19 protein-coding genes and 2 pseudogenes are annotated in these 23,111 nt (G+C 65.3%); 11 read left to right on the top strand and 10 right to left on the bottom strand.

All coding sequences use genetic code 11. The features are described 5' to 3' along the window. The first annotated feature begins 1 nt into the window (after position 1). Together KDD17_RS05600 and tpiA are read left to right on the top strand one after the other, a co-directional pair. Positions 2-364 carry a HesB/IscA family protein gene (locus KDD17_RS05600; protein WP_212705663.1) on the top strand — a complete coding sequence of 121 codons (363 nt, stop codon included), beginning with the start codon at positions 2-4 and terminating at the stop codon, positions 362-364. Between the two features lie 82 nt (positions 365-446). Further along, a complete protein-coding gene (gene tpiA / locus KDD17_RS05595) occupies positions 447-1,196 on the top strand; it encodes a triose-phosphate isomerase (protein ID WP_212705662.1) in 750 nt (249 codons plus the stop codon). A 120-nt stretch (positions 1,197-1,316) separates the two neighbouring features. Here tpiA and KDD17_RS05590 read toward each other — a convergent pair. The 5 genes and pseudogenes from KDD17_RS05590 to KDD17_RS05570 all read right to left on the bottom strand — a co-directional run bounded on the left by KDD17_RS05590 (position 1,317) and on the right by KDD17_RS05570 (position 7,643). Continuing rightward, positions 1,317-2,692: pseudogene (locus KDD17_RS05590) on the bottom strand (TRAP transporter large permease). Between the two features lie 3 nt (positions 2,693-2,695). Next, complete coding sequence (locus KDD17_RS05585; protein ID WP_212705661.1) at positions 2,696-3,376, bottom strand: TRAP transporter small permease; 681 nt, start codon at positions 3,374-3,376, stop codon at positions 2,696-2,698. Positions 3,377-3,444: 68 nt separating this feature from the next. After that, a pseudogene (locus tag KDD17_RS05580) lies at positions 3,445-4,442 on the bottom strand (DctP family TRAP transporter solute-binding subunit). Between the two features lie 232 nt (positions 4,443-4,674). Next, complete coding sequence (locus KDD17_RS05575; RefSeq protein WP_212705660.1) at positions 4,675-5,904, bottom strand: sigma-54-dependent transcriptional regulator; 1,230 nt, start codon at positions 5,902-5,904, stop codon at positions 4,675-4,677. Continuing rightward, a complete protein-coding gene (locus KDD17_RS05570; protein ID WP_254796899.1) occupies positions 5,901-7,643 on the bottom strand; it encodes a sensor histidine kinase in 1,743 nt (580 codons plus the stop codon). The genes KDD17_RS05575 and KDD17_RS05570 overlap by 4 nt, the downstream gene beginning before the upstream one ends. 63 nt (positions 7,644-7,706) lie before the next feature. Here KDD17_RS05570 and KDD17_RS05565 point away from each other — a divergent pair, with 63 nt between their 5' ends. Then, on the top strand, positions 7,707-8,891 hold the full coding sequence (locus tag KDD17_RS05565) for a cytochrome P450 (protein ID WP_212705659.1): 1,185 nt from the start codon (positions 7,707-7,709) through the stop codon (positions 8,889-8,891). A gap of 230 nt (positions 8,892-9,121) precedes the next feature. Here KDD17_RS05565 and KDD17_RS05560 read toward each other — a convergent pair whose 3' ends face one another. Then, positions 9,122-9,589, bottom strand: a complete 468-nt coding sequence (locus KDD17_RS05560) for an Lrp/AsnC family transcriptional regulator (RefSeq protein WP_212705658.1) — start codon at positions 9,587-9,589, stop codon at positions 9,122-9,124. Between the two features lie 138 nt (positions 9,590-9,727). Here KDD17_RS05560 and cysG point away from each other — a divergent pair, with 138 nt between their 5' ends. From cysG to KDD17_RS05525, 7 genes are all read left to right on the top strand, one after another. Next, positions 9,728-11,122: a siroheme synthase CysG gene (gene cysG / locus KDD17_RS05555; protein ID WP_212705657.1), complete on the top strand. Its 1,395-nt coding sequence runs from the start codon at positions 9,728-9,730 to the stop codon at positions 11,120-11,122. Then, complete coding sequence (locus KDD17_RS05550) at positions 11,122-11,412, top strand: DUF2849 domain-containing protein (protein ID WP_212705656.1); 291 nt, start codon at positions 11,122-11,124, stop codon at positions 11,410-11,412. The genes cysG and KDD17_RS05550 overlap by 1 nt, the downstream gene beginning before the upstream one ends. Then, positions 11,412-13,076, top strand: a complete 1,665-nt coding sequence (locus tag KDD17_RS05545) for a nitrite/sulfite reductase (RefSeq protein ID WP_212705655.1) — start codon at positions 11,412-11,414, stop codon at positions 13,074-13,076. The genes KDD17_RS05550 and KDD17_RS05545 overlap by 1 nt, the downstream gene beginning before the upstream one ends. Beyond that, positions 13,066-13,788, top strand: coding sequence for a phosphoadenylyl-sulfate reductase (locus KDD17_RS05540; protein ID WP_212705654.1), 723 nt, complete (start codon positions 13,066-13,068; stop codon positions 13,786-13,788). The genes KDD17_RS05545 and KDD17_RS05540 overlap by 11 nt, the downstream gene beginning before the upstream one ends. Beyond that, the gene (locus KDD17_RS05535) at positions 13,785-14,186 is read left to right on the top strand and encodes a DUF934 domain-containing protein (RefSeq protein WP_212705653.1); all 402 of its coding nucleotides are present in this window, start codon (positions 13,785-13,787) and stop codon (positions 14,184-14,186) included. The genes KDD17_RS05540 and KDD17_RS05535 overlap by 4 nt, the downstream gene beginning before the upstream one ends. Positions 14,187-14,299: 113 nt before the next feature. Next, positions 14,300-15,148 carry a ferredoxin--NADP reductase gene (locus KDD17_RS05530; RefSeq protein ID WP_212705652.1) on the top strand — a complete coding sequence of 283 codons (849 nt, stop codon included), beginning with the start codon at positions 14,300-14,302 and terminating at the stop codon, positions 15,146-15,148. An 89-nt stretch (positions 15,149-15,237) separates the two neighbouring features. Then, on the top strand, positions 15,238-15,900 hold the full coding sequence (locus KDD17_RS05525; protein WP_212705651.1) for a M50 family metallopeptidase: 663 nt from the start codon (positions 15,238-15,240) through the stop codon (positions 15,898-15,900). A 130-nt stretch (positions 15,901-16,030) separates the two neighbouring features. On the opposite strand, the gene KDD17_RS05520 is transcribed toward KDD17_RS05525, so the two are convergent. Further along, complete coding sequence (locus KDD17_RS05520) at positions 16,031-17,179, bottom strand: hypothetical protein (RefSeq protein WP_212705650.1); 1,149 nt, start codon at positions 17,177-17,179, stop codon at positions 16,031-16,033. Positions 17,180-17,430: 251 nt separating this feature from the next. Here KDD17_RS05520 and infC point away from each other — a divergent pair, with 251 nt between their 5' ends. Then, positions 17,431-17,931 carry a translation initiation factor IF-3 gene (gene infC, locus KDD17_RS05515; protein ID WP_254796898.1) on the top strand — a complete coding sequence of 167 codons (501 nt, stop codon included), beginning with the start codon at positions 17,431-17,433 and terminating at the stop codon, positions 17,929-17,931. A gap of 60 nt (positions 17,932-17,991) precedes the next feature. Here infC and KDD17_RS05510 read toward each other — a convergent pair whose 3' ends face one another. From KDD17_RS05510 to KDD17_RS05500, 3 genes are all read right to left on the bottom strand, one after another. Beyond that, on the bottom strand, positions 17,992-19,665 hold the full coding sequence (locus KDD17_RS05510; RefSeq protein ID WP_212705649.1) for an OmpA family protein: 1,674 nt from the start codon (positions 19,663-19,665) through the stop codon (positions 17,992-17,994). A gap of 165 nt (positions 19,666-19,830) precedes the next feature. Then, the gene (locus KDD17_RS05505) at positions 19,831-20,622 is read right to left on the bottom strand and encodes an FAD binding domain-containing protein (RefSeq protein WP_212705648.1); all 792 of its coding nucleotides are present in this window, start codon (positions 20,620-20,622) and stop codon (positions 19,831-19,833) included. Between the two features lie 96 nt (positions 20,623-20,718). Further along, positions 20,719-23,082: a xanthine dehydrogenase family protein molybdopterin-binding subunit gene (locus tag KDD17_RS05500; RefSeq protein ID WP_212705647.1), complete on the bottom strand. Its 2,364-nt coding sequence runs from the start codon at positions 23,080-23,082 to the stop codon at positions 20,719-20,721. Positions 23,083-23,111: the final 29 nt, after the last annotated feature.

Genomic DNA, 23,111 nt, shown 5'->3' with positions numbered 1-23,111 from the left:
GATGTTCGGCATTCCCGGCAAGCAAGCCGTCACCATGACACCCAAGGCCACGGCACAGATCCTCAAGCTGATGCAGGCAAAGGGCCACGCGGGCCTGCGCATCGGCGTGAAAAAGGGCGGCTGCGCCGGCATGGAATACACCATGGAATACGTCGATGACGCCGATCCCAACGACGAGGTCGTCGAACAGGACGGCGCGCGGGTGATGATCGCGCCGATGGCGCAGATGTTCCTCTTCGGCACCGAAATCGACTATGAGACGACGCTGCTGGAATCCGGGTTCAAATTCAATAACCCCAACGTGTCCGAGGCCTGCGGCTGCGGCGAGTCGATCAAATTCGACGACGCGCTCTTTGCCAAATAGACGGACCCGCTGACGCCCGCAGCGTTGCCCGGTCAGGCTCCGGCTGATAAAGCACGCCTCACACCCAAGAGGAGAGCGTGCCATGCCCCGTAAAATCGCCGCCGGTAACTGGAAGATGAACGGCACCGCCGCAAGCCTCGCGATGCTACGCGATCTGGCCGCCAACCTGCCCGACGCCGGCCCCGATGTGTTGATCTGCCCGCCCGCGCCACTGCTTTTCAGAGCCGTTGACGCGGCGGCGGGCACGTCGATCCTCATCGGTGCGCAGGATTGCCACGCCGCGGCTAGCGGGGCGTATACCGGCGACATCTCTGCCGCACAGATCGCCGACACCGGCGCGACATACGTGATCCTCGGCCATTCGGAACGCCGTGAGGGCCACAACGAGCGTAACCGCGACGTGCGCGCCAAGATCGAAGCAGCCTGGGCTGCGGGCCTCGCCGCCATCCTCTGCCTGGGCGAATCCCTTGAGGATCGCGAGGCCGACAACACGCTCGACATCATCGCGGGCCAGCTTGCAGGCTCCCTGCCCAACGGCGCCACGCCAGAGAATACCGTTATAGCTTATGAGCCGATCTGGGCCATCGGCACCGGCAAGGTTCCCACACTGGCGCAGATCGTCGACGTGCATGATTTCCTGCGCGCAGAGCTCACCGACCGCCTCGGCGCAACCACCGCCGATGACATCTCCCTGCTCTACGGCGGCTCTGTCAAACCAGACAATGCCGCGTTGATTTTCGAGGCCAGGAACGTCGACGGCGCCCTCGTCGGCGGCGCCTCCCTCAAGGTCGCGGATTTCGCCCCCATCATCCACGCTCTCGCCCAAAGCTAGGGCGCACCGCCGCCCCCCTGCACCCTTTCAAAAATACCTGTATCCCGCCCAAGCCACATAGGAAACGGCCCGCGTTCATTCCGAACACGGGCCGTCTTTCCACTGTACCGGGCGTAAACGTCAGTTCGTGATGATCTCCGGCCCCATCATCAGCGTCGGCAACCAGGTCGAAATTGCCGGGATGTAGGTCACCATGATCAGGAACACGAAGAGCACGGCAAGAAACGGCAGCGCCGCGCGCACCACGTTCATCATCGGCATGTTCGCCACGCCCGAGGTCACGAACAGGTTGAGGCCAACGGGCGGCGTGATCATCCCGATCTCCATATTGACCACCATGATGATGCCCAGATGGATCGGATCGATCCCCAGCTCGATCGCGATGGGAAACACCAGCGGCGCCACGATGACCAACAGGCCCGACGGCTCCATGAACTGCCCGCCGATCAGCAGGATCACGTTCACGATCACCAGGAACATCACCGGCCCGAATCCCGCATCCAGCATCGCGGCGGAGATTTGCTGCGGGATCTGCTCGTCGGTCAGCACGTGTTTGAGGATCAGCGCGTTGGCGATGATGAACATCAGCGTGATCGTCAGCTTGCCCGCCTCAAAGAGCGTGTCGCGGGTGTCGCGGTGAAAGAACACCGACACCAGCGCGATGGGCTTTTGCACAAGGCTCAGGTTGCGCGCCTCGCCCTTCACGTGCAGCGGCCCCATGTCGCGGTAGACAAAGCTTGAGATCACGAAGGCATAGACCGCCGCGACCGCCGCGGCTTCGGTGGGGGTGAAAATCCCGCCGTAGATGCCGCCGAGGATGATGACGATCAGGAACAGACCCCACGCCGCCTCGAACCCCGCGGCGCGCACCTCGCCCCAGCCTTTCCACTCGCCTTTCGGCAGGTTGCGCACCCGCGCGATCACGTAGATCGAGGTCATCAGCATCAGACCGGCCAAAAGCCCCGGAATGACCCCCGCAAGGAACATCCGGCCCACCGACACATCCGTGGCGGACGCATAGACCACCATCACGATGGAGGGCGGGATCAGGATGCCCAACGTGCCCGCCACGGCGATCACACCGGCGGCAAAATCCTTGGTATAGCCGACCTCGCGCATGCCGACGATCACGATGGAGCCGATGGCGACCACCGTGGCCGGCGACGAGCCGGAAAGGGCGGCAAAGAGCATGCAGGCAAACACGCCCGCAATCGCCAGACCGCCGGGAAGGTGCCCCACCAGCGCGATGGAGAACCGGATGATCCGCCGCGCCACGCCCCCGTCGACATGAACGCCGACGCAAGGATGAAGAACGGGATCGCCAGCAGCGTGTAGTGCCCCGCCATCGCCTGAAAGAACGACTGCGCGATGGAGGCAAGCGAGGTGTCGCTGAGCACCAGCAGAAACAGGATCGACGAGGTGCCAAGGCTCACGGCGATCGGCACACCGATCAGCATGAAGCCGATGACCATGCCAAAAAGAATGATGACTTCCATCGCTCAGCGCTCCGCGTTCATGTGTTTGACGTCCTCGACGGCGTCCTCGGCCTCGTGGCTCACGATCAGCGCGTCGCGCCGTCCCTGCACCACGCCCACCGTCGCCTGCACAAAGCGCAACAGCAGCAGCGCCGCACCGAAGGGCAGCATCGCGTAGGGGATGAAGCGCGGCAGCTTTTCGTAGGCCTCGCCCTCGTTCATCCCCGGCTCGATCCAGCGCAGCCATTCGAGCATGGGGATGTCGTTGACCTCGTACCACGCCTGATCGCGCGTCGGCGTGAACCCCGTGGGGAACCACCGCCCCGACGTCACGTCCATCCCCGCAAACGGCGCCCAATAGTCCCACGCGCCCTTCATCAGCAAAAAGGCGTAGACCACGCACACCAGACCCGCCAGCACGGCCAGCACGCGGCGTGTGCCGCTGGAGAAGAGATTGATGATCGCGTCCACGCCCAGATGCGCGGTGACCTTGACCGCATAGCTCACCCCGAACAGGACAAGCCAGGCAAACAGGAACGACGTCGCCTCAAGCCCCCAGATCAGCCCGGTGTTGAAGCCGTAGCGCAGGACCACGTTGATGAATGTGATGATCGTCATCAGCCCCAGCAGCAGGGCGATGGCGGTTTCCTCGATTTCGCTGACGATCCGGCCGATGCCGGAGGTCGGGCGGTGCTTTGCCGACATGGATCCCCTCCCCGAGATACAAAAAGCCCCTGCCCACGGCTCGCGCAGGCAGGGGCGGTGTCAACGGATCAGGAGTTGCTTTCGTTGAACTTCTGCGCCGCTTCGATGTTGTCCTGGCCTACGTCCTCACGGAACTGGTCCCAGACGGGGCCATCACGTCGACCCATTCCTGGCGCTGCTCTGCGGTCAGCTCACGCACCACGCCGCCGGCGTCGATGATCGCCTGCTTGGCCTCGGCGTTCACCTTGGTCGACTCGCTGTTGCGCGCCACGGTGACTTCCTCGACGATGGTGGCCAGCTGATCGCGCACGTCGGCGTCCAGCCCATCCCACCAGTCGGTGTTGGTCACGACGAGATAGTCGATGATGCCGTGGTTGGTCTCGGTCACGCCGTCCTGCACTTCAAAGAACTTGCGGCCGTAGATGTTGGACCAGGTGTTCTCCTGCCCGTCCACAACGCCGGTCTGCAGCGCACCGTAGACTTCGGAGAACGCCATCGGCTGGGGCGAGCCGCCCATCGCGGCCATCTGCGCCTTGAGCACTTCGGAGTTCTGCACGCGGAATTTGAGACCATCGGCATCCGAGGGCGAGATCAGCGGCTTGTTGGCCGACATCTGCTTCATCCCGTTGTGCCAGAACGCCAAACCCAGCAGGCCGCGGCGGGTCATGGATTCCTTCATCGCCTGACCGGTTTCAGAGTTCTGGAACGCGTCGACGGCGGCGATATCTTTGAACATGAAGGGCAGATCGAAGATGCGGAATTGCTTGGTGAACTGCTCGAATTTCGACAGCGAGGGCGCCGCCATCTGCACGTCGCCCTGCAGTAGGGCCTCAAGCACCTGATCGTCATTGTAGAGCGTCGAGTTCGGGAAGACTTCCATGCAGGCCTTGCCGTTCATCTCTTCGTTCACGCGGCTTTCCAGCAGCGAGGCGGCGATGCCCTTGGGGTGTTTGTCGGTGTTGGTGACGTGGCTGAACTTGATGACGATCTCGCCATCGTCGCAGGCGGCGGCGACGGCGCCGGCGGATACGGTCAGGGCCAATGCGGCCATGGTCAGGAATTTCATATGGTGTCTCCTCCCAGAGATTTTTGCGCTTTTCGCGCGGTGAATGGGCAGAGAATGAAAGAGCGCGTGCGGCGCTTCAAGCTTTTGTGAAAACCACACATCCCAAAGAAGAGTAAACCGCGATTACGGGGGGTTAGCGGGAGGTGCCCGCAAGCGGTACAGCGGGGACGTGCGAAAATCCGCACACAGCATCGGGCGAAAATTGCGAAAATCCGCACAGAATCGTGCGGCGTCAGTCGCGAAAGCTTTCCGGGCGGATGCCGTAGCGCGCGCAGCGGTCGTAGAATGTCTTGCGCGGCATTTTCAGCCGTTCTGCCGCCTGCGTCGCGCGCCCCGATGCCGCGCGCAACGCCGCCTCGATCAGCGATTGCTCGACTTGCGCGAGGTGCTCCTGCAACCCCAGCCCCTCGGCCACGGGCGCGGGATCCGACACCCCCATGACAAAGCGCATGGCCTCGCTCATCAACGCGCGGGCATTGCCCGGCCAGTCGCGCGCCATCAGCTGCGCCTCAAGCTCGGGCGTGACATCAGGCTGGCGCTGGCCGCTTTGCTCGGCGGCCTGGGCCACATAGCGACGGAAAAGCACCGGAATATCCTCGCGCCGCTCGGCCAGCGCGGGGATGCGCACCGGCAGCACCGTCAGGCGGAAATAGAGATCGGCGTTGAACCCGCCCTGCTCCACCAGCGGCTCGAGCGCGCGGGTTGTGCCCGCGATCAGCCGCGCGCTGGGTGCGGCATCAAGCTCCTCCGCCAGCGCCATCTGGCTTTGCGGCGGCATCTGCGCGATCTCGTCGATGAACAGGCTCCCGCTTTCGGCTTCCGCCACCGCCGCGCTCAGCGCGTCGGGCGTCAGCCCCGGCCCCGCCCGTTTCACAAAGGGGCGTTTGGAACGGGTCGAGCTGAGGTGAATCACCTCGGCTATTTTCGAGATCCCGCTGCCTTGCGGGCCATTCACCAGCACCTCACCCGAGATTTGCGCCACCTCGCGTACCCGCGCGCGCAGCCCTTCCGCCAGCGTTGAGGCCCCGAAGACCATGCGCGCCGCGGGATCGCCTGTTTCCACCAGCTGCCGCAGCGCGCGGTTTTCCAGCACCAGCGCGCGGGTTTTCAGCGCGCGTTCCACCACCGCCAACAAATCGGTCGGCGCGCAGGGTTTCTCCAGAAAATCAAACGCTCCCTCGCCCATCGCCTTGACCGCCATGGGGATGTCGCCCTCCCCAGTCAGCAGGATCACCGGCAGATCGGGGTCAACGCCTTGCACATGAGAGAGCAGGTGAAACCCGTCGCGCCCCGGCATGCGGATGTCCGACACGATGACGCCCGCGAACTCAGCCGCGATGTGATCGGCGGCCACGATAAAGGACGCAGCGGGCTGGCAATCGATCTCGGCCAGCTCAAGCGTCTGCGCGAGCGCCTCGCGCACGGCGGCGTCGTCGTCGACCAGCAGCACCCGGCGGCTCATGCAGCGGCCTCCGCTGTCGCCGCGTTGAGCGTGACGGTGAACTCCGCGCCCGTCTTGCCGTTGCGCGCGCGCAGCTCCCCGCCCATGCTCTGCACAATGGCATAGCTGATGGACAGGCCCAGCCCGATCCCCTTGGCCGCGCCCACTTCCTTCGTCGAATAGAACGGATCAAAGATCCGCTCGGCCTGTGCGATCCCCGGCCCGGTATCGGCCAGCGTGACAGTCACCTGCGCGCCGGTCTGCACCGTAAGGATCAAACGCCGCTCCTCAACCTCGGCCATGGCGTCAAGCGCGTTGGTGATCAGGTTCACAAACACCTGCCCCAGCCGCACCTCGCCACCGCGCACCCAGACCGGACCGTCAGGCGCCGAATAGTCCAGCGTCACGCCAAGCGTTTCGCGCCGCGCCTGCGTCAGCTCCAACGCGGCGGCAATCACGCCGGTCAGGTCCACCTGCGTCTGCGCCACGCTTTCCTGTTTCGAGAAGGCGCGCAGGTTCTTGATGATCCGCCCCATGCGGTGCGCCATATCCGATATCCGGCCCAGATTCTCCCCCGCCCGCTCGGCCTGCCCGCGCTCCAGAAAGGCGCGCCCGTTCTCGGCAAAGCTTTGCACCGCCATCAGCGGTTGGTTCAATTCGTGGCTGATGCCCGCGCTCAGTTGCCCCAGCGCGCTCAGCCGGCTTGCCTGCACCAGCTCGTCCTGCGCGCGCGCCAGTGCGTCCTGCGCCTGTCGACGCTCGGTCACCTCGCGGCGCAGCGCGGCGTTGGTCTCGCTCAGCGCGCGGGTCCGCTCGGCCACCCGCGCCTCGAGCTGTGCGTTGGCGCGCGCCAGCGTGCGGCGCCGTTCGGTCGCCAGAAACAGCAGCGCGCCGAGCGCCAGACACAGGGCCGCCACCGCCGCCGCCTGGCTCAACGCAAGGCGGCGCACGGGGGCCACATCGCTCAGCACCTCGCCGGTCATGCCGATCACCGGCAGATCGCGCGCTAGATGCAGCGCCTCATCAGGCAGATAACGGCCCCAGCCCAAGCGCCAGATCTCGAACCCCGCCTCGACATGGGCCGAGAACGCGGGTGCCGGCCCCTCGGCGGGCTGCAGGCCCAGACCACCCGCCGGGCGCCGCCATCCCACCAACTCCGAGCGGTTGGAGACCTGAACCCGTCCGCTTGCATCGCGAAAGAACACCGCCGCGGTATCGCTGCGCCACGCATATTCGACCGAGCTGAGGTCCGTCGCCACGACAATCGCCCCCAACACCCGGCTTTGCCGATCGAACACCGGCGCGGCGTAGAAATAGCTGCGCGGCACCCCACCCGTCGCCGGACCATAGCCGCGCCCCAACGCGCCGTTGAGCGCGCGCTGCACGAAAGGCCGCGCGCCCTGCGCCAGCGTGCCGTCTTCGGCGGCGGCCATCACCCGGCCCGTCAGATCGACCACGATCACATCCTGTGCCGCCGTGCGGTCGGCCACCCGGCGCAGCAGCGCCACATCCTCGGGCTGCACCGCCCCCGCCAGCACCCGCGTCACCTGCGGATGATCGGCCATGTTCACAGCCAGATCACGGTAGCGTTGCAATTGCCCGGTCAACCGATCGCTCGACAGCGCCAGATCGGCCTGCGCGCGGGCTGCGAGCTGGCCCAGGCCCACCTGCGTGGCGACCCGCCACACCCCCAGCGACACCCCAGCCACCGCAAGCAGGTAGAGCACGACAAACACGATCCGGGGCATTTTTGCGATCATAATGCCCCTTCTTTACGGCCAAACCCTTGCGTTGCAAACATCCCTTGGCCCAACTGCGGGGCTATGAAACATCTGTCCCAATCCCCCCGCGATCCGGCCTTTGTGCAGGATCCCTACCCGTTCTACGCCCGTGCGCGCACCGCAGGCCCGCTGATCTGGTGGGAAGACTACGCCATGCCCTGCGCCTTTGACGCGGCCACGGTGCAGGCGGTTCTGCGCGACCGCCGCTTTGGCCGCGAAATGCCCGCCGAGCTGCGCACACCGGTGCCGGACCACCTGCGCGCCTTTGACCGGGTCGAGCAACACTCGATGCTCGAGCTGGAGCCGCCCCGCCACAGCCAGCTGCGCGGGCTGGTGCTGCGCGCCTTCACCTCGCGCCGGGTGCGGGCGCTGGCCCCAGACATCACCGCGAGCACGCAAGACCTCATCGCGGCCCTGCCCCGCGACACGGCATTTGATCTGATCCCCGCCTTCTGCGCCGAGCTTCCCGTGCGCGTGATCGCGCGCCTGCTGGGCGTGCCCGAGGCGATGGCGCCAAGGCTGCTGGCGTGGTCAAACGCGATGGTCGCGATGTATCAGGCCAGTCGCACCCGCGCGACAGAAGAGGCCGCGAATACCGCCGCCGCCGAATTCCACAGCTATCTGCACGATCATATCGCTGCGCGCCGCGACACGCCCGCCGACGATCTGATCTCCCACCTCATTGCCGCGCGCGTCGACGGGGAGCGGCTGAGTACCGACGCGTTGATCGGCACCTGCGTGTTGTTGCTGAACGCGGGCCACGAGGCCACCGTGCACAGTCTGGGCAACGCGGTCGCCTGCCTGTTGCAGCACCGCACCCCGCACAGCGCCCTTGCCCCGGACACAATCGCCGCCACCTGCGAGGAACTGCTGCGCTTTGCCCCGCCGCTGCACATGTTCGACCGCATCGCCTACGAGGACATCACCCTGCACGGCCACCGCTTTACCCGGGGCGACCGCATCGGCCTGATGCTCGCGGCCGCCGGCCGCGACCCCGCCGTTTGGGAGGCCCCGGACCGCTTCGATCCCACGCGCGCGCTCACCCCGCACGCAGCTTTCGGCGGCGGCATCCACTTTTGCGTCGGCGCGCCGCTCGCCCGGCTCGAGATGCAGATCGCTTTGCCCGCGCTTTTCGCAGCCCTGCCCGGCATGGCCCTGTGCGACACCCCGACATTTGCCGACAGCTACCATTTCCACAAACTCGACCGGTTGATGGTGCGCGCGTGAGCCGCGGGCGGGTCAAGGATCGGCGCAGCCGACCGGGCGTGCCCGGCCTGTCCTTGAGGCGCGCGCGGCTTGCCCCCAAAATTGCCCAAGGTCGTTCAGGACGCACCGCGCCCTGAACACCGTCTCAGCGGATTTCATACCCTCTCAATCAGGCCCGACACCCGCGGCGGAGGGCTCACGCCGGCCCCACGCGCCCATAAAAACAATCGCGCGCACGCGCGTCCGCCGGATCACACCCCGAGCGGGAGCGCCGTGGTCGATTTGATCTCTTCCATCGACAAGAGTGCTGTCACGGTATGCACCCGCACCTCGCCGATCAGCGCCTGATAGAACCGGTCGTAGGCGCGCGCGTTCTCCACCCGCACCTTGAGGATATAGTCGATGTCGCCCGCCAGCCGGTGCGCCTCCTGCACCTCGGGACGCTCGCGCAGCGCCCGCAAAAACCGCGCCTGCCAGTCTGCCTCATGCTCGGACGTGCGGATCAGCACGAAAAAACACGCCTCGAACCCCAGTGCCTCAGCGTCGAGCTTTACGGTCTGCGCCCCGATGATCCCGGCCTCGCGCATCTTGCGGATGCGATTCCACACCGGCGTCTTCGAAGAGCCCACCGCCCCGGCGATATCATCCAAAGACTGGCTCGCGTCCTGCTGCAGCTGCGAAAGGATCTTCCGATCCATCTCATCAATCCGAACCGCCATTCTCATTCTCCCCAAAAGACAAACCAGACGTTCCGAAATTGCGGAGCGGTAGAACAATCATCCTTATCCGCGCCGGGATATGGCGTCAAATCGGAACAATGTCCTATATTGAACCCAACAAGTCACAAGGACGCCGCCATGGACCATTTCCCGATCTTTGTCGCCACCAACAGCGCCCGCATCATCGTCTCCGGCGGTGGGGACGCCGCACTGGCCAAGCTGCGGCTGCTGATGAAGACCTCCGCGCGGATCACCGTTTTTGCCGCCGATGCCGCGCCCGAAATCGCGGGCTGGGCCGCGGAGGGCAAGCTGACGCTGATCCCTCGTGCGATGGATCACGGCGATGCTGTCTGCGCGCGCCTCTTCTACGGCGCCAATGAGGACGAGGCAGAGGATGCGCGCACAGCAGAGTTGGCGCGCGCCTGTGGCGCCCTGATCAATATCGTCGACAACCTGGGCGACAGCCAGTTCATCACACCCGCCATCGTGGACCGCGACCCCGTCACCATCGCCATCGGGACCGAGGGTGCCGCCCCCGTTCTGGCCCGCGCGATCAAGGCCGACCTCGAAGAGCGTCTGCCGCAATCGCTGGGCATGCTCGCGCGCATCGGCAAGACCTTCCGCCGCGCCTCCTACGCGCTGCCCTTTGGCCGCGCGCGCCGCGATTTCTGGCGTGACTACTATTTCAACGCAGGCCCCAAGGCCGCGACCGAGGGCGAAGCCGCCGTGCGCCCCGCGCTCGACACATTGCTGGCCGACCACCTGAACCGCGAGGCGCGGGCCGGGCACGTCGCCTTTGTCGGCGGTGGGCCGGGCGATCCGGAACTGCTGACGCTCAAGGCGCGGCGCGCGCTGGATGAGGCCGATGTGGTGATCTACGACCGTCTCATCACGCCTGAGATATTGGAACTCGCCCGCCGCGAGGCCGTGATGATCGACGTGGGCAAGGAAGGCTTTGGCCCCTCCACCCCGCAGGAACGCATCAACGCGCTGCTGGTCGAGCATGGCCAATCGGGTGCGCAGGTCGTGCGCCTGAAATCCGGCGATGCCACCGTCTTTGGCCGTCTGGACGAGGAAATCGAGGCGGTTGAGGAGGCAGGCATCGGCTGGCACATCGTGCCGGGCATCACCTCCGCCTCCGCCGCCGTGGCCGCCATCGGGCAGAGCCTCACGCGCCGGGGCCGCAACGCCTCCGTGCGCTTCTTGACGGGTCATGACACCAAGGGGTTTGCCGATCACGACTGGAAGGCGCTCGCGCGCCCCGGTGAGGTTGCGGCGATCTACATGGGCAAACGCTCCGCCCGGTTTATTCAGGGCCGTCTGCTGATGCACGGCTGTGACCGCCAGACCCCGGTGACGCTGATCGAGAACGCCTCGCGCGCCGATCAGCGCGTGATCGAGACGACGCTCGACGCGCTGCCCGCCACGCTGGAGGCCGCGCAACTGGGCGGCCCCGCCCTCACCTTCCTCGGCCTCGCCCCGCGCGCCGCCGTGGCCCTTGCCCCCACCATCCCTGCGCAGGAGTTCGCCTGATGCCCAAAGCTTTCAAACCTTCCGTTGTCACCGCAAATGCGCTTCTCGAAGGCGACGTGGTCTATATGGGCGCGTCCGGCTGGGTGCGTGATCTGGCGCAGGCCGAGGTGCTCACCGATGAGGCCGACGCCGACATTCGCCTGATCGAAGCGCAGGCGCAGGCCGACACCGTCGTCGGCGTCTATCTGGCCGAGGTCGATCCCGACGGCCCCACCCCCACTCATTTCCGCGAAGCGTTCCGGGCCAAGGGCCCGTCGAACTACGCCCACGGCAAGCAGGAGACAGCCTGATGTACAGCTACACCGAATTCGACGACGCCTTTCTGGCCGAGCGCAACGCGCAGTTCCGCGCGCAGGTCGAGCGCCGCATCGACGGCAGCCTGACCGAAGATGAATTCAAGCCCCTGCGCCTGATGAACGGGCTTTATCTGCAACTGCACGCCTACATGCTGCGGGTGGCGATCCCCTACGGCACGCTCAACGGGCGCCAGATGGACCAGCTCGCCATGATCGCGGAGCGGTGGGACAAGGGATATGGCCATTTCACCACGCGCCAGAACATCCAGTACAACTGGCCCGAGCTGCGCGATGTGCCCGACATGCTCGATGCGCTGGCCGAGGTGAACATGCATGCGATCCAGACCTCTGGGAACACGATCCGCAACGTGACGGCAGACCATTTTGCCGGGGCCGCCGCCGATGAGGTCGCCGATCCGCGCCCCGTGGCAGAGCTGATCCGCCAGTGGTCCACCGACCATCCCGAATTCCAGTTCCTGCCGCGCAAGTTCAAGGTTGCCGTCTCCGGCGCGCCCCACGACCGTGCAGTGATCAAGGCGCATGACATCGGCCTGCGCATCGTTGAGCGGGACGGCGCGCTGGGGTTCGAGGTCATCGTGGGGGGCGGTCTGGGCCGCACGCCGATGATCGGCAAGGTGCTCTATGACTTCGTGCGCTCCGAAGATCTGCTGCCCACGCTGGAGGCCATCGTCAGCGTCTACAACCTGCTGGGACGACGCGACAATAAATACAAGGCGCGCATCAAGATCACCGTGCACGAGAACGGGATCGAGGATATCCGCGCCCGTGTCGACGCGCGCTACGCGCTGATCCGCGCGCAGTTCACCGGCGTCGATCAGCAGATGCTGGCGCGCATCGAGGCGGATTTTGCAGCACCCGCCTTTGTCGAGAAATCCATCGCCCCGTTTGAGGCCGCCTATACCAACGATCCGGTGTTCCGCGCCTGGGCCGATACCAACGTCGACGCGCACCGCGCGCCGGGCTACGCCATCGTGAGTATTTCGCTCAAGGCCCATGGCGCCACACCCGGTGATGCCACCGCCGATCAAATGCGCGTGATGGCCGACCTCGCCCGCCGCTACGCCCACGATGAGCTGCGCATCAGCCACGAGCAGAACGTGATCCTGCCCCATGTGCACCGCGCCGATCTGCCCGCCGTGCACGCCGCGCTGAAAGACGCCGGTCTGGGCACGGCCAACATAGGTCTGATCTCTGACATCATCGCCTGCCCCGGCATGGATTACTGCGCGCTGGCCACCGCCCGCTCGATCCCGATCGCGCAGGAAATCGCGACGCGGTTCGACGCGCTCAAGATCGAACACGACGTCGGCCCGCTCAAGATCAAGATCTCGGGCTGCATCAACGCTTGCGGGCACCACCACGTGGGCCACATCGGCATCCTTGGGCTCGACCGTGCTGGCGTGGAAAGCTACCAGATCACGCTGGGCGGCGACGGCACCGAGGACGCGGCGATTGGTGAGCGCGCAGGCCCCGGTTTCTCCGCCGATGAGATCATCCCGGCGATTGAGCGTCTGGTCATGGCCTACCTCGATCTGCGGCAGGATCCGTCAGAGACGTTTCTGGCCACTTACCGCCGTCTCGGCCTCGCCCCGTTCAAATCCGCGCTCTACCCCGAGGCAAAAGCCGATGCCGCTTGATGATGCGCTCAACACGCAGGTTGCCACGCTCAACACCGAGCTGAAGCATCACGCGGCGACGGACGTGCTGCGCCGGGCGCTGGCGGCGGTGCCGAACCTCGCGCTGGTCAGCAGCTTTGGCGCGGAATCGGTGGCGTTGTTGCATCTGGCCTCTCGGGTAAAGCCGGACGTGCAGGTGATCTTTATCGACACGATGCTGCTGTTTCCCGAAACGCTGGCCTATCAGCGCGAGGTGGCGAAAAAGCTGGGATTGCGCCGGGTTAAGGTCGTGCGTGCGGACACCGCGCAGGCCGATCCCGACGATACGCTGCACCAGCGCGACACCGACGCCTGCTGCACTCTGCGCAAAACGCGGGTGCTGGAGGAGGCGTTACGCGGCTTTGACGGCTGGATCACCGGGCGCAAACGCTATCAATCGGCCACCCGCGCCGATCTGCCCGCCTTCGAAGTCGAAGAGGCCACGGGCCGGATCAAGGTCAATCCGCTGGCCCATTGGACCCGCGACGACGTGGCGACCTATATCGAGGAAAACAATCTGCCCCGGCACCCGCTGGTGGCGCAGGGATATCCGTCCATCGGATGCGCGCCCTGCACCTCGCCGGTCGCGGCGGGCGAAGATCCCCGTGCCGGGCGCTGGCGCGGGCAGGACAAGGACGAATGCGGCATCCATTTTGTAAACGGCAAAATGGTGCGAACAGGAGCAAAGACATGAGTGTGATCGTGACCGACGCGGGCTTTGGCCCCGATGACTGGACGGATGGATACTGTGGTGCAGGCGCGGCGAATGATTGCGCGGCGCTGGATCTGGCGTCCGATGCGCAGCCCGAGGATGTGACGCTGACGCCCGCGCTGAGGATGATCCGGGTGGATTTCCCCTCCTCCGCCGACGGGCGCGGGTTCACCATTGCGCGCGCGTTGCGCCTGCGCGGCTATACCGGCCGGCTGCGCGCGCGGGGCCACGTGCTCGCCGATCAATACGCGATGGCGCGGCGATCAGGTTTTGACGAGGTGGAAATCGACGCCGCCCTCGCCGCCCGCCAGCCAGAGGATCAATGGCAGTTCCGCGCCGATTGGCGTGCGCATGACTATCAGGCGCGCCTGCGGGGTTGACCGCGATCGATATTCATTAGTACACTAACGAAATTAGAGCGCACAGGCGCCGCATTGCGCGCGCCCGTGCCCTTCAATAGACAAGGACTGCGGGCGCCGCCCGCCGATGAGACATGACCGAGCAAAAACCAGTGACCACAGATACCGCCAAGCCCGTGCCAACCCTGCCCGATGCGCAGACCGTGACCTCCGTCACCCACTGGACGGACCGCTTGTTTTCGTTCCGCGTGACGCGCCCTGCATCATTGCGCTTTCGCTCGGGCGAATTCGTGATGATCGGGCTGATGGGCGATCCGCACCCCGAGACGGGCAAGCAAAAGCCGCTGCTGCGCGCCTATTCCATCGCGTCGCCCGCCTGGGACGAAGAGCTGGAGTTCTACTCGATCAAGGTCGAGGACGGGCCACTGACGTCCAAGCTGCAGCATATTCAGCCCGGTGATGAGATCATCCTGCGCCCCAAACCCGTGGGGACACTGGTGCATGACGCGCTGCTGCCGGGCAAACGGGTGTGGTTTTTCGCGACCGGCACGGGATTTGCCCCCTTTGCCAGCCTGCTGCGCGAGCCCGAGACCTACGAGAAATTCGAGGAGGTCATCGTCACCCACACCGTGCGCGACGTGGCCGAGCTGGAATACGGCGCCAAGCTGATCGCGGATCTGCAGGCCGACGAGATGATGCAAGAGCTGATCGGCGTCGAAAACCTCGCCAAGATCCGCTATTACCCCACCACCACGCGTGAGCAGAGCCCAAAAATGGGCCGCATCACGACCCTGCTGGAGGACGGCACCGTGTTCCGCGATCTCGGCATCGACGGCATCAACGTCGAGACCGACCGCGCCATGGTCTGCGGCAGTCTGGCATTCAACAAGGACATCCTCGCGATCCTCGAGGGGTTTGGCCTTGAGGAAGGGGCGAATTCGGATCCCAAGCATTTCGTGATCGAAAAAGCGTTCGTGGGCTGACCGCCAACGCATCCGATCCCAGGGGCCTGCGCGCGGCGCGGTCCCTTTTTCGTTTTGACACCGCGCCCTGCCCGGTGCTTGATCGCGCGATGACCTACCTGCGCGGCCATTGGCAATTGTTCGTGATCCTCGGCGTGGTGTTTGCCCTGTGGCAGACGCCCGTGGTCTGGCCGCTCAAGATGCTGGTGGTCTACCTGCATGAGCTCAGCCACGCGCTGGCCACATGGGCCACAGGGGGCCGCGTGCTGGAGCTGTCGTTGTCGCCCGCGCAGGGGGGTCACGTCATCAGCCTGGGCGGCAACCGCTTCGTGATCCTCACGGCGGGCTATCTGGGGTCGCTGGTGTTGGGGATTGCGCTGCTGATCGCGGCGCTGCGCAGCACGGCGGACCGGCTGATCCTGGGGCTGTTCGGGGCTGGCATGATCGCGGTCACGGCGCTTTTTGTGCGCGACCTTTTTGCGGCGGCGTTCTGTCTGGGCACCGGGGCGGCGCTGCTGGCCATCGCGCGTTTCGCCGGGCACCGGGTAAGCGATCTGGTGCTGCGGGTGATCGGGCTCAGCTCCGTGCTCTATGTCCCCTACGACATCTTTGACGACACGATTGCCCGGCGCACGGCGCGCTCGGATGCCTATATGCTTGCCGAGGAGATCGGCGGCAGCGCGGCACTCTGGGGCGGGATCTGGCTGATCCTGAGTGTGCTGTTGCTGGTGTGGGTGCTGCGCCGTGGACTGGGCGCGCAAAGCAACCTCTGAGCTCGACCGACCCTCGCCGAACGCGCATCACGGGCAATGCCAGAACCGGGTGCACATTTTATCGGGTCAAAAGAAAAAGGCCGCGAACCCATTCGGATACCGCGGCCTTTCCAACTTGCTTGTCGCGGCGTTATTCGGCCAGACCCAACGCCTCACGTGCGCGCTCAAGCGCGGCCCGCAGCAGGTCGGGATTGTCCTGTGCCGCCCGCAGACCCTGTGTCAGCGTGGTCTTTTGCAGGGCACCGAGGTCGGACTCTTCGATCAGGGTGCTGACCCGGTCAAAGTCGAACCCGTCAACCGTCAGCAGATCTGCAAGGCCGGTGGCCTCTTCGGTGCCGGCAGTTGCGGCATCAGCGGCTTCGCTGACGGCTTCTTCGGTTGCCTCAGCCGTGGCCTCCTCGGTCGCGGTCGCGGCGTCCTCAGTGGCTTCCGTCGCAGCTTCTTCGGTCGCCGTTGGAGCCTCGGTCGCGGCTTCTTCAGTCGCCGCTGCAGCGTCAGTCGCAGCCTCTTCGGTCGCTGTTGCAGCCTCAGTCGCAGCCTCTTCAGTCGCCGTTGCAGCCTCAGTCGCGGCTTCTTCGGTCGCCGTTGCAGCCTCAGTCGCGGCTTCTTCGGTCGCCGTTGCAGCCTCAGTCGCGGCTTCTTCGGTCGCCGTTGCAGCGTCAGTCGCGGCTTCTTCGGTCGCCGTTGCAGCCCCAGTCGCGGCTTCTTCGGTCGCCGTTGCAGCTTCGGTTGCCGTCTCTTCAGTTGCCGTTGCAGCCTCGGTCGTTGCTTCTTCGGCTGCAGTCGCGGCTTCTTCAGTCGCCTCATCGGCCGCACCAGTTGCGGAATCAACGGCGTCCTGCGCGGCATCTGCCGCATCGCTTGCCGCTTCCTGCGTGGCGTCGACCGCGTCCTCGGCGACATTGACGGCGCCATCAACGGCGTCGCCCGCCGCGTCCGCGGCATCGCTGGCCAGATCGCTTACCGCGTCCGCCGCAGCTTCGGCCGCGTCCGTGGTCGCCTCGACCGCATCGCCCGCCGTCTCGGTCGCGGCATCCACGGCATCAGCGGTGGCGTCGGCGGTCGCATCGGCGGCGTCGCTTGCCGCCTCGGCGGCGGCGTCAACGGCGTCCCCGGCGGCATCCGCCGCGGCACCGGCGGCTTCTGTTGTGGCCTCGGCAGCCGTTCCGGCCGCGTCGGAGACATCCGTCGCAATGTCCTGAACGCTGCGCCCGGAGTACAGCATATACCCCCCGACAGCGATGATGGCAGCAACCACGATCCAAACGATATTCTTCATTTTCTGTACCCCTCTAGTAACATCCGACGCCGTAACCCCCGGCAATCGGACCGCTGATGAGCACATGCGCATCCCCGCGCCCGGACGCAAGGGGGAAAACGCCCATGATCCAGCCTGAAACCGGTCTTTTGCCTTGAAGGCGGCGCCCCGGAAGTCTACCTTGCAAACTCGATAACGGACACAGAAAAAGGACGACCATCATCGCTCGCAGACCCCATAACGCGCCGCCGCAACGTGACACCGGCCCGCGCGTGAACGAGAATATCCGCGCCCCCGAAATCCGCCTGATCGGCGCGGATGGCGAAAACGTCGGCGTTGTCAGCCCCTCCCGCGCCATGGACATGGCCGAGGAAGCCGGGCTTGATCTGGTTGAGATTTCTCCCAACGCCAACCCGCCCGTGTGCAAGATCATGGATTTCGGCAAATTCAAATACGAGACGCAAAAGCGGGAGGCCGAAGCCCGCAAAAAGCAGAAGATCATCGAGATCAAAGAGGTCAAGTTCCGTCCCAACACGGATACCAATGACTACGATGTGAAAATGCGCAATGTCTTCAAGTTTCTTGATAACGGCGACAAGGTCAAAGTCACCCTGCGGTTCCGGGGGCGCGAGATGGCGCACCAGAACCTGGGTCGCGAATTGCTCGAACGTGTGGCCGAGGATACGAAGGAACACGGCAAGGTCGAAAACTTTCCCAAGATGGAAGGTCGTCAGATGGTCATGCTGATCGGGCCGCTGCCAAACAAAGCCTGATCGCTAAATCCTCATGCGCAAGAATTGCCCCCGGTGGATCACTCCACCGGGGTTTTTTCGTCAACGCAGCAGGGTCGAGATATCGCGCACGACCGCGCGGCGGTTCGCAGGCTCGCTCAGTGCCGTGCGCACCTTGAGCTGGCTTTCGCCGTAGCCCTGCACGATCATGTTTTCCGGCGGCACATCGAAATACTCCGTCAGGGCCAGCGCGACCGTTTCGGCGCGGCGGTCCGACAAGGCAAGATTGTAGGACGCATCACCCACCGCATCGGTGTGCCCCTCGATCAACAGCACGGTGCGCGGATCGTCTTCAATCAAATCGCGCAAGGTGTTCCCGATACGCGCGAGGCTGCGTGCCTGCTCTGGCTCGATCGCGGCGGAGCCGGTGGCGAATGTCACCTGATCCAGCTCGATCTGCGGCACAAGGCTGCGGACCTCCTCGATATCGCGCACCTGCCGCAAGCTAAAGCCCTCCCCACGTGCAAGCGCCCGCTCCGCCTCAAGCGCCGCGCGCAGATCGCGTTCGCCCGCAACCGCGCCCTGATCGAGTGACTGCGTGGTGATCGTCGGCACGCTCGCGCGCTGCGTGTCGTCAAAAAGCTCGATCTGCTCGCCAGATGGCGTCACCCGCGTGCGTCGCAAAACGGCACCATCCGCGCCACGAATGGTGACGATGCGATTGCCATCGGGCTTGGTCACCGTCGTCCGGGTCGATCCGTCGTCAAAGGTCTCTGTCTGAAGATCATTGCCAGGCCGACGCAGCAGCGCATCATCGTCCTTGAGCACGCGCAGATCGCCGTCCCGTTCAACAACGACCCGGTCGCCGGAGCGGCTGACCACCTCATCACCGTTGTCCAGGATCTTGCCCACGGCAACGGCGCCAAGGCCAAGGATCAGCGCTTTTTCAAATTTGCTGAGCCCGCCGTCGGACTCATTGCCACGCACATCGGTGTCGAACTCCTCGTTCGACGCCCGGGTATTGTCGTCAGTCAACTGCTCCCGCTCGATCCGGCCAACGGGACGATCGCCGTCAGCTGCGGCGGCGGCCGCACGTCGTTCCGCCTGCCGCTCTGCCCGGCGCTCGGCGCGCCGCTGCTCCCGGCGCTCCTCCTCCAACAGCGCCTGGCGCTCGGCTTGCCGCTGGGCCTGCCGCTCGGCGGCGCGGCGCTCGGCTTCGCGCTCTGCCTGACGCTGCGCTTGGCGTTCGGCCTGCCGCTGCGCGCGGCGCTCGGCTTCCAGCTCCGCCTCCAACTCCGCTTCGCGCTGTGCACGACGCTCTGCTTCGCGCTGCGCTTGCTGTTCTGCACGACGCTCCGCCTCGCGCTGCGCCTGCCGTTCGGCCTGACGCTCCGCCTCGCGTTCGGCCCGGCGCTCCGCCTCACGCTGCGCACGCCGTTCGGCCTTGCGCTGTTCGCGCTCCTGATCCGCCTGTTTCTGACGCTGGCCCTGCGCGTTCTGCTTGTCCTTTTGGGCGGAGCGGGCCTGCTTCAACGCCGCCCGGCTCTCGTCAAGCTGCCGCTGCGCCGCGTCCAGCTGGCGGCGCACCTCCGCCTGATTGACCGTAACGACCCGGTCAGCCCGCTGAAGCTGCTGTTGCAACTCCCGCACGCGTTCCTGCTGCTGCTCGACGCGCTGCGCGAGCGCCTCTGCACCCGACTGCGCAAATCCCGCTGTCGGCGCCGAGAGCGCCATGACCAATCCAAGTACAACCGACGATTTACCGATCCGCGACATGTGCATTCCTTTCGTCTCAACACGCAGGCGCCAGGAAGACGCCTCAATCACCAACGTCAAACTGTCCCCGCAGTTCCGCGTTATGCAATAACACCCCCCTGAAAACGGATAACCGCGGGGGTCTCCCCCCGCGGCTAACGTGTCTGGCAGAAGATGCGTGCCGGATCAGGCCAGCGCAGCAACCGCCCGCTTTGTCATCACGCCGACCAGATGCGCCCGGTAGGCCGCACTCCCGTGCAGATCCGAGATCATCCCGTCTGCGGAGGCCGACAGCCCCGCAACCGCGTCAGCGGTAAACGATCCGTCCAGCGCGGTTTCGGCTTCGGTCCAGCGGAACACGCCGTTCTCGGAGGCACCGGTTACCGCCACGCGCACGCCATCGGCGAACTTCGCAACGAAAACCGCCACCAAAGGAAAACGTGACGCGGGCTGGATGTGCTTTTCGTAATGCGCCTTTTCGGGGATCGGGAATTTCACTTCCGTCACGATCTCCCCCTCTTCCAGCGCGGTCGCGAACATCCCCTGAAAATAGTCGTCCGCCGCGATCTCACGCGCGTTGGTGCACACCGTCGCCCCCGATGCCAGCACTGCCGCGGGATAGCAGGCCGATGGATCGTTGTTGGCAACCGAGCCACCGATGGTGCCGCGGTTGCGCACCGCCGGATCCCCGATCCGCGCCGCAAGGCCCGCAAGCCCCGGATAGTCCGCCGCAGCCTCCGCCGCGACAACCGCATGGGTGGTCGCCCCCCCGATGCACAGGCGGCCTTCGTCGTCCTTGCACACGCCCTTCATCTCGTCGATGCCGTGCAGCGACACCAACACCGACGGCGCCGCCAGCCGCGCCTTGAGCGTGGGGATCAGCGTCTGCCCGCCGCTCAGCGGCTGCGCCTCGTCGGTGCCCAATGCCTTGACCGCATCCGCAATCGTGGTGGGCCGTTCTACGTCAAAATTATACATCTTGCCTTCCTTTCGGGGTGCGCCGGTCTTTCCCTGCACCCTTTCATAAATACCTCTGCGCGACCGATGCCCCGTGGACACCGGTCGCGGGTGAGATCAGCCGTTCATCGCGTCCCAGACACGGGCGGGCGAGACGGGCATGTCGATGTGGCCCACATCCTTGCCGCCCGACCGCATCGCGTCGAGCACGGCATTGACCACCGCCGGCGGCGAGCCGATGGCGCCCGCCTCCCCGCAGCCCTTCACCCCCAGCGGGTTGTGCGTGCAGGGCGTCTGGCAGGAATGATCCACATCGAACATCGGCAGATCGCTGGCGCGCGGCATGGCGTAATCCATGTAGGACGCGCTCAGCAGTTGCCCGTTTTCGTCATAGGCACAGTTCTCAAGCAGCGCCTGCCCGATCCCCTGCGCCAGACCACCGTGCACCTGCCCGGTGACGATCATCGGGTTGACGATATTGCCGAAATCATCGGCCGCCGCAAAGCGTTCGATGGTGACATGGCCGGTTTCGGGATCCAGCTCCACCTCGCAGGCATAGGCGCCCGAGGGGTAGGTAAAGTTTGCCGGGTCGTAGAACGCGGTTTCCTCCAGGCCCGGCTCGATATCCTCGAGCGGGTAGTTGTGCGGCACGTAGGCCGCGAGCGTCACGTCACCCCAGGCCACGGATTTATCCGTGCCCGCGACGGTGAACGCCCCGTCCTTGAGCTCCACATCCCCTTCCGAGGCTTCCAGCAGGTGCGACGCGATCTTGCGCGCCTTGGCAATGATCTTTTCCGTGGCGCGCACCATGGCAGAGCCGCCGACGGCCAGCGAGCGCGAGCCGTAGGTGCCCATGCCCATCGGCACCTTGGAGGTGTCGCCGTGCACGATCTCGACCATATTCTCGTCGATGCCGATCATCTCGGCCACGACTTGAGCAAACGAAGTCTCGTGCCCCTGCCCGTGCGAGTGGCTGCCGGTCATCACGACCAGACCACCGGTGGCGTTCACCCGTACCGTGCAGCTTTCATAGAGACCCGCACGCGCGCCGAGCTGCCCCACGAGGTTCGACGGCGCGATGCCGCAGGCCTCGATGTAGCAGTTCACGCCAAACCCGCGCAGCTTGCCATTGGCTTCGCTCTCCTTGCGGCGGGCGTCGAAACCGGCGCGGTCCACCATCTCTTCGAGCTTGTCCATCGTCGCGTGATAATCCCCGGTGTCGTATTCGACCGCCACGGGCGTGGCATAGGGGAATTCGGTGATGAAGTTCTGGCGCCGCAGGGCGATGGGATCGACCTTGAGCTCATGCGCGGCCTTATCGACCAGACGCTCCAGCTGATAGGTCGCCTCGGGGCGCCCCGCACCGCGGTAGGCATCAACCGGTACCGTGTTAGTGAACACTGCCTTTACGTTCACGTAGATCAGCGGCGTCTTGTAGTTCCCGGCCATCAGCGTGCCGTGCAGCCATGTGGGCACCGATGGCGCAAACGTGGACAGATACGCGCCCATGTTGGCGTAGGTATCGGTGCGGATCGCGGTAAAGTTATTCTCCGCGTCCAGTGCCAGTTCGATCTTGGTGACGTGGTCGCGCCCGTGGGCGTCCGACATGAACGCCTCGGATCGGCTCGACGTCCATTTGATCGCGCGGTTGCACGCCTTGGCCGCGAAGGTGACGAACGCTTCTTCCTGATAGTGGAAGATCTTGGTGCCGAAACCGCCGCCCACGTCGGGGGCGACAACGCGCAGCTTGTGCTCGGGGATGCCCAGCACGAAGGCGCCCATCAACAGGCGGATCACATGCGGGTTCTGCGAGGTGGTATAGAGCGTGTGATCGCCCGTGCCGCGGGCATAGTCGCCCACCGCCACGCGCGGCTCCATCGGGTTGGCGACCAGACGGTTGTTGGTCAGCTCAAGCGTGGTGACATGCGCGGCCTTCTCGAACGCCTCGTCGACGGCGCCCTTGTTTTCCTCGACGAACCCCCAGTCATAGCACAGGTTCGACGTCAGATCGTCGTGCACCTTTGGCGCGCCGTCCTTGACGGCTTCCTTCATGTTCACGACCGCCGGCAGCTCGTCGATGTCGACGACAATCGCTTCGGCGGCGTCGCGCGCCTGTTCCAGTGTTTCGGCGACGACGGCGGCGATGGGTTCGCCCACGTGGCGCACCTTGCCCTCGGCCAGCACGGGGTGCTTGGGCTCCTGCATCGGCTCACCGTGCTTGTCGGTCACCTGCCAGCCGCAGGGAATCGATCCGACCCCTTCGAAATCGGCGGCCGTAAACACCTTGACCACACCGGGCATGCCGTCGGCGGCCGAGGTGTCGATGGAGGTGATCGTTCCGTGCGCGATGTCCGAGCGCAGAAAGAACACATGCGCCTGACCCGCTATATTGATATCATCCGTATAATTGCCGTCGCCGGTCAGAAACCGGACGTCCTCGCGCCGCTTCGAGCTGGCGCCGATACCACTATCCTTTGGCATTTGAATTCCTCCCTTGGGGGGGATGCGCG

Origin of the sequence: Sulfitobacter albidus (assembly GCF_018200035.1) — a bacterium.
In the GTDB taxonomy this organism is placed as follows: Bacteria; Pseudomonadota; Alphaproteobacteria; order Rhodobacterales; family Rhodobacteraceae; genus Sulfitobacter; species Sulfitobacter albidus.
Note: the sequence above shows the minus strand (reverse complement) of the source record. Positions and strands in the feature narration are given on the sequence as shown.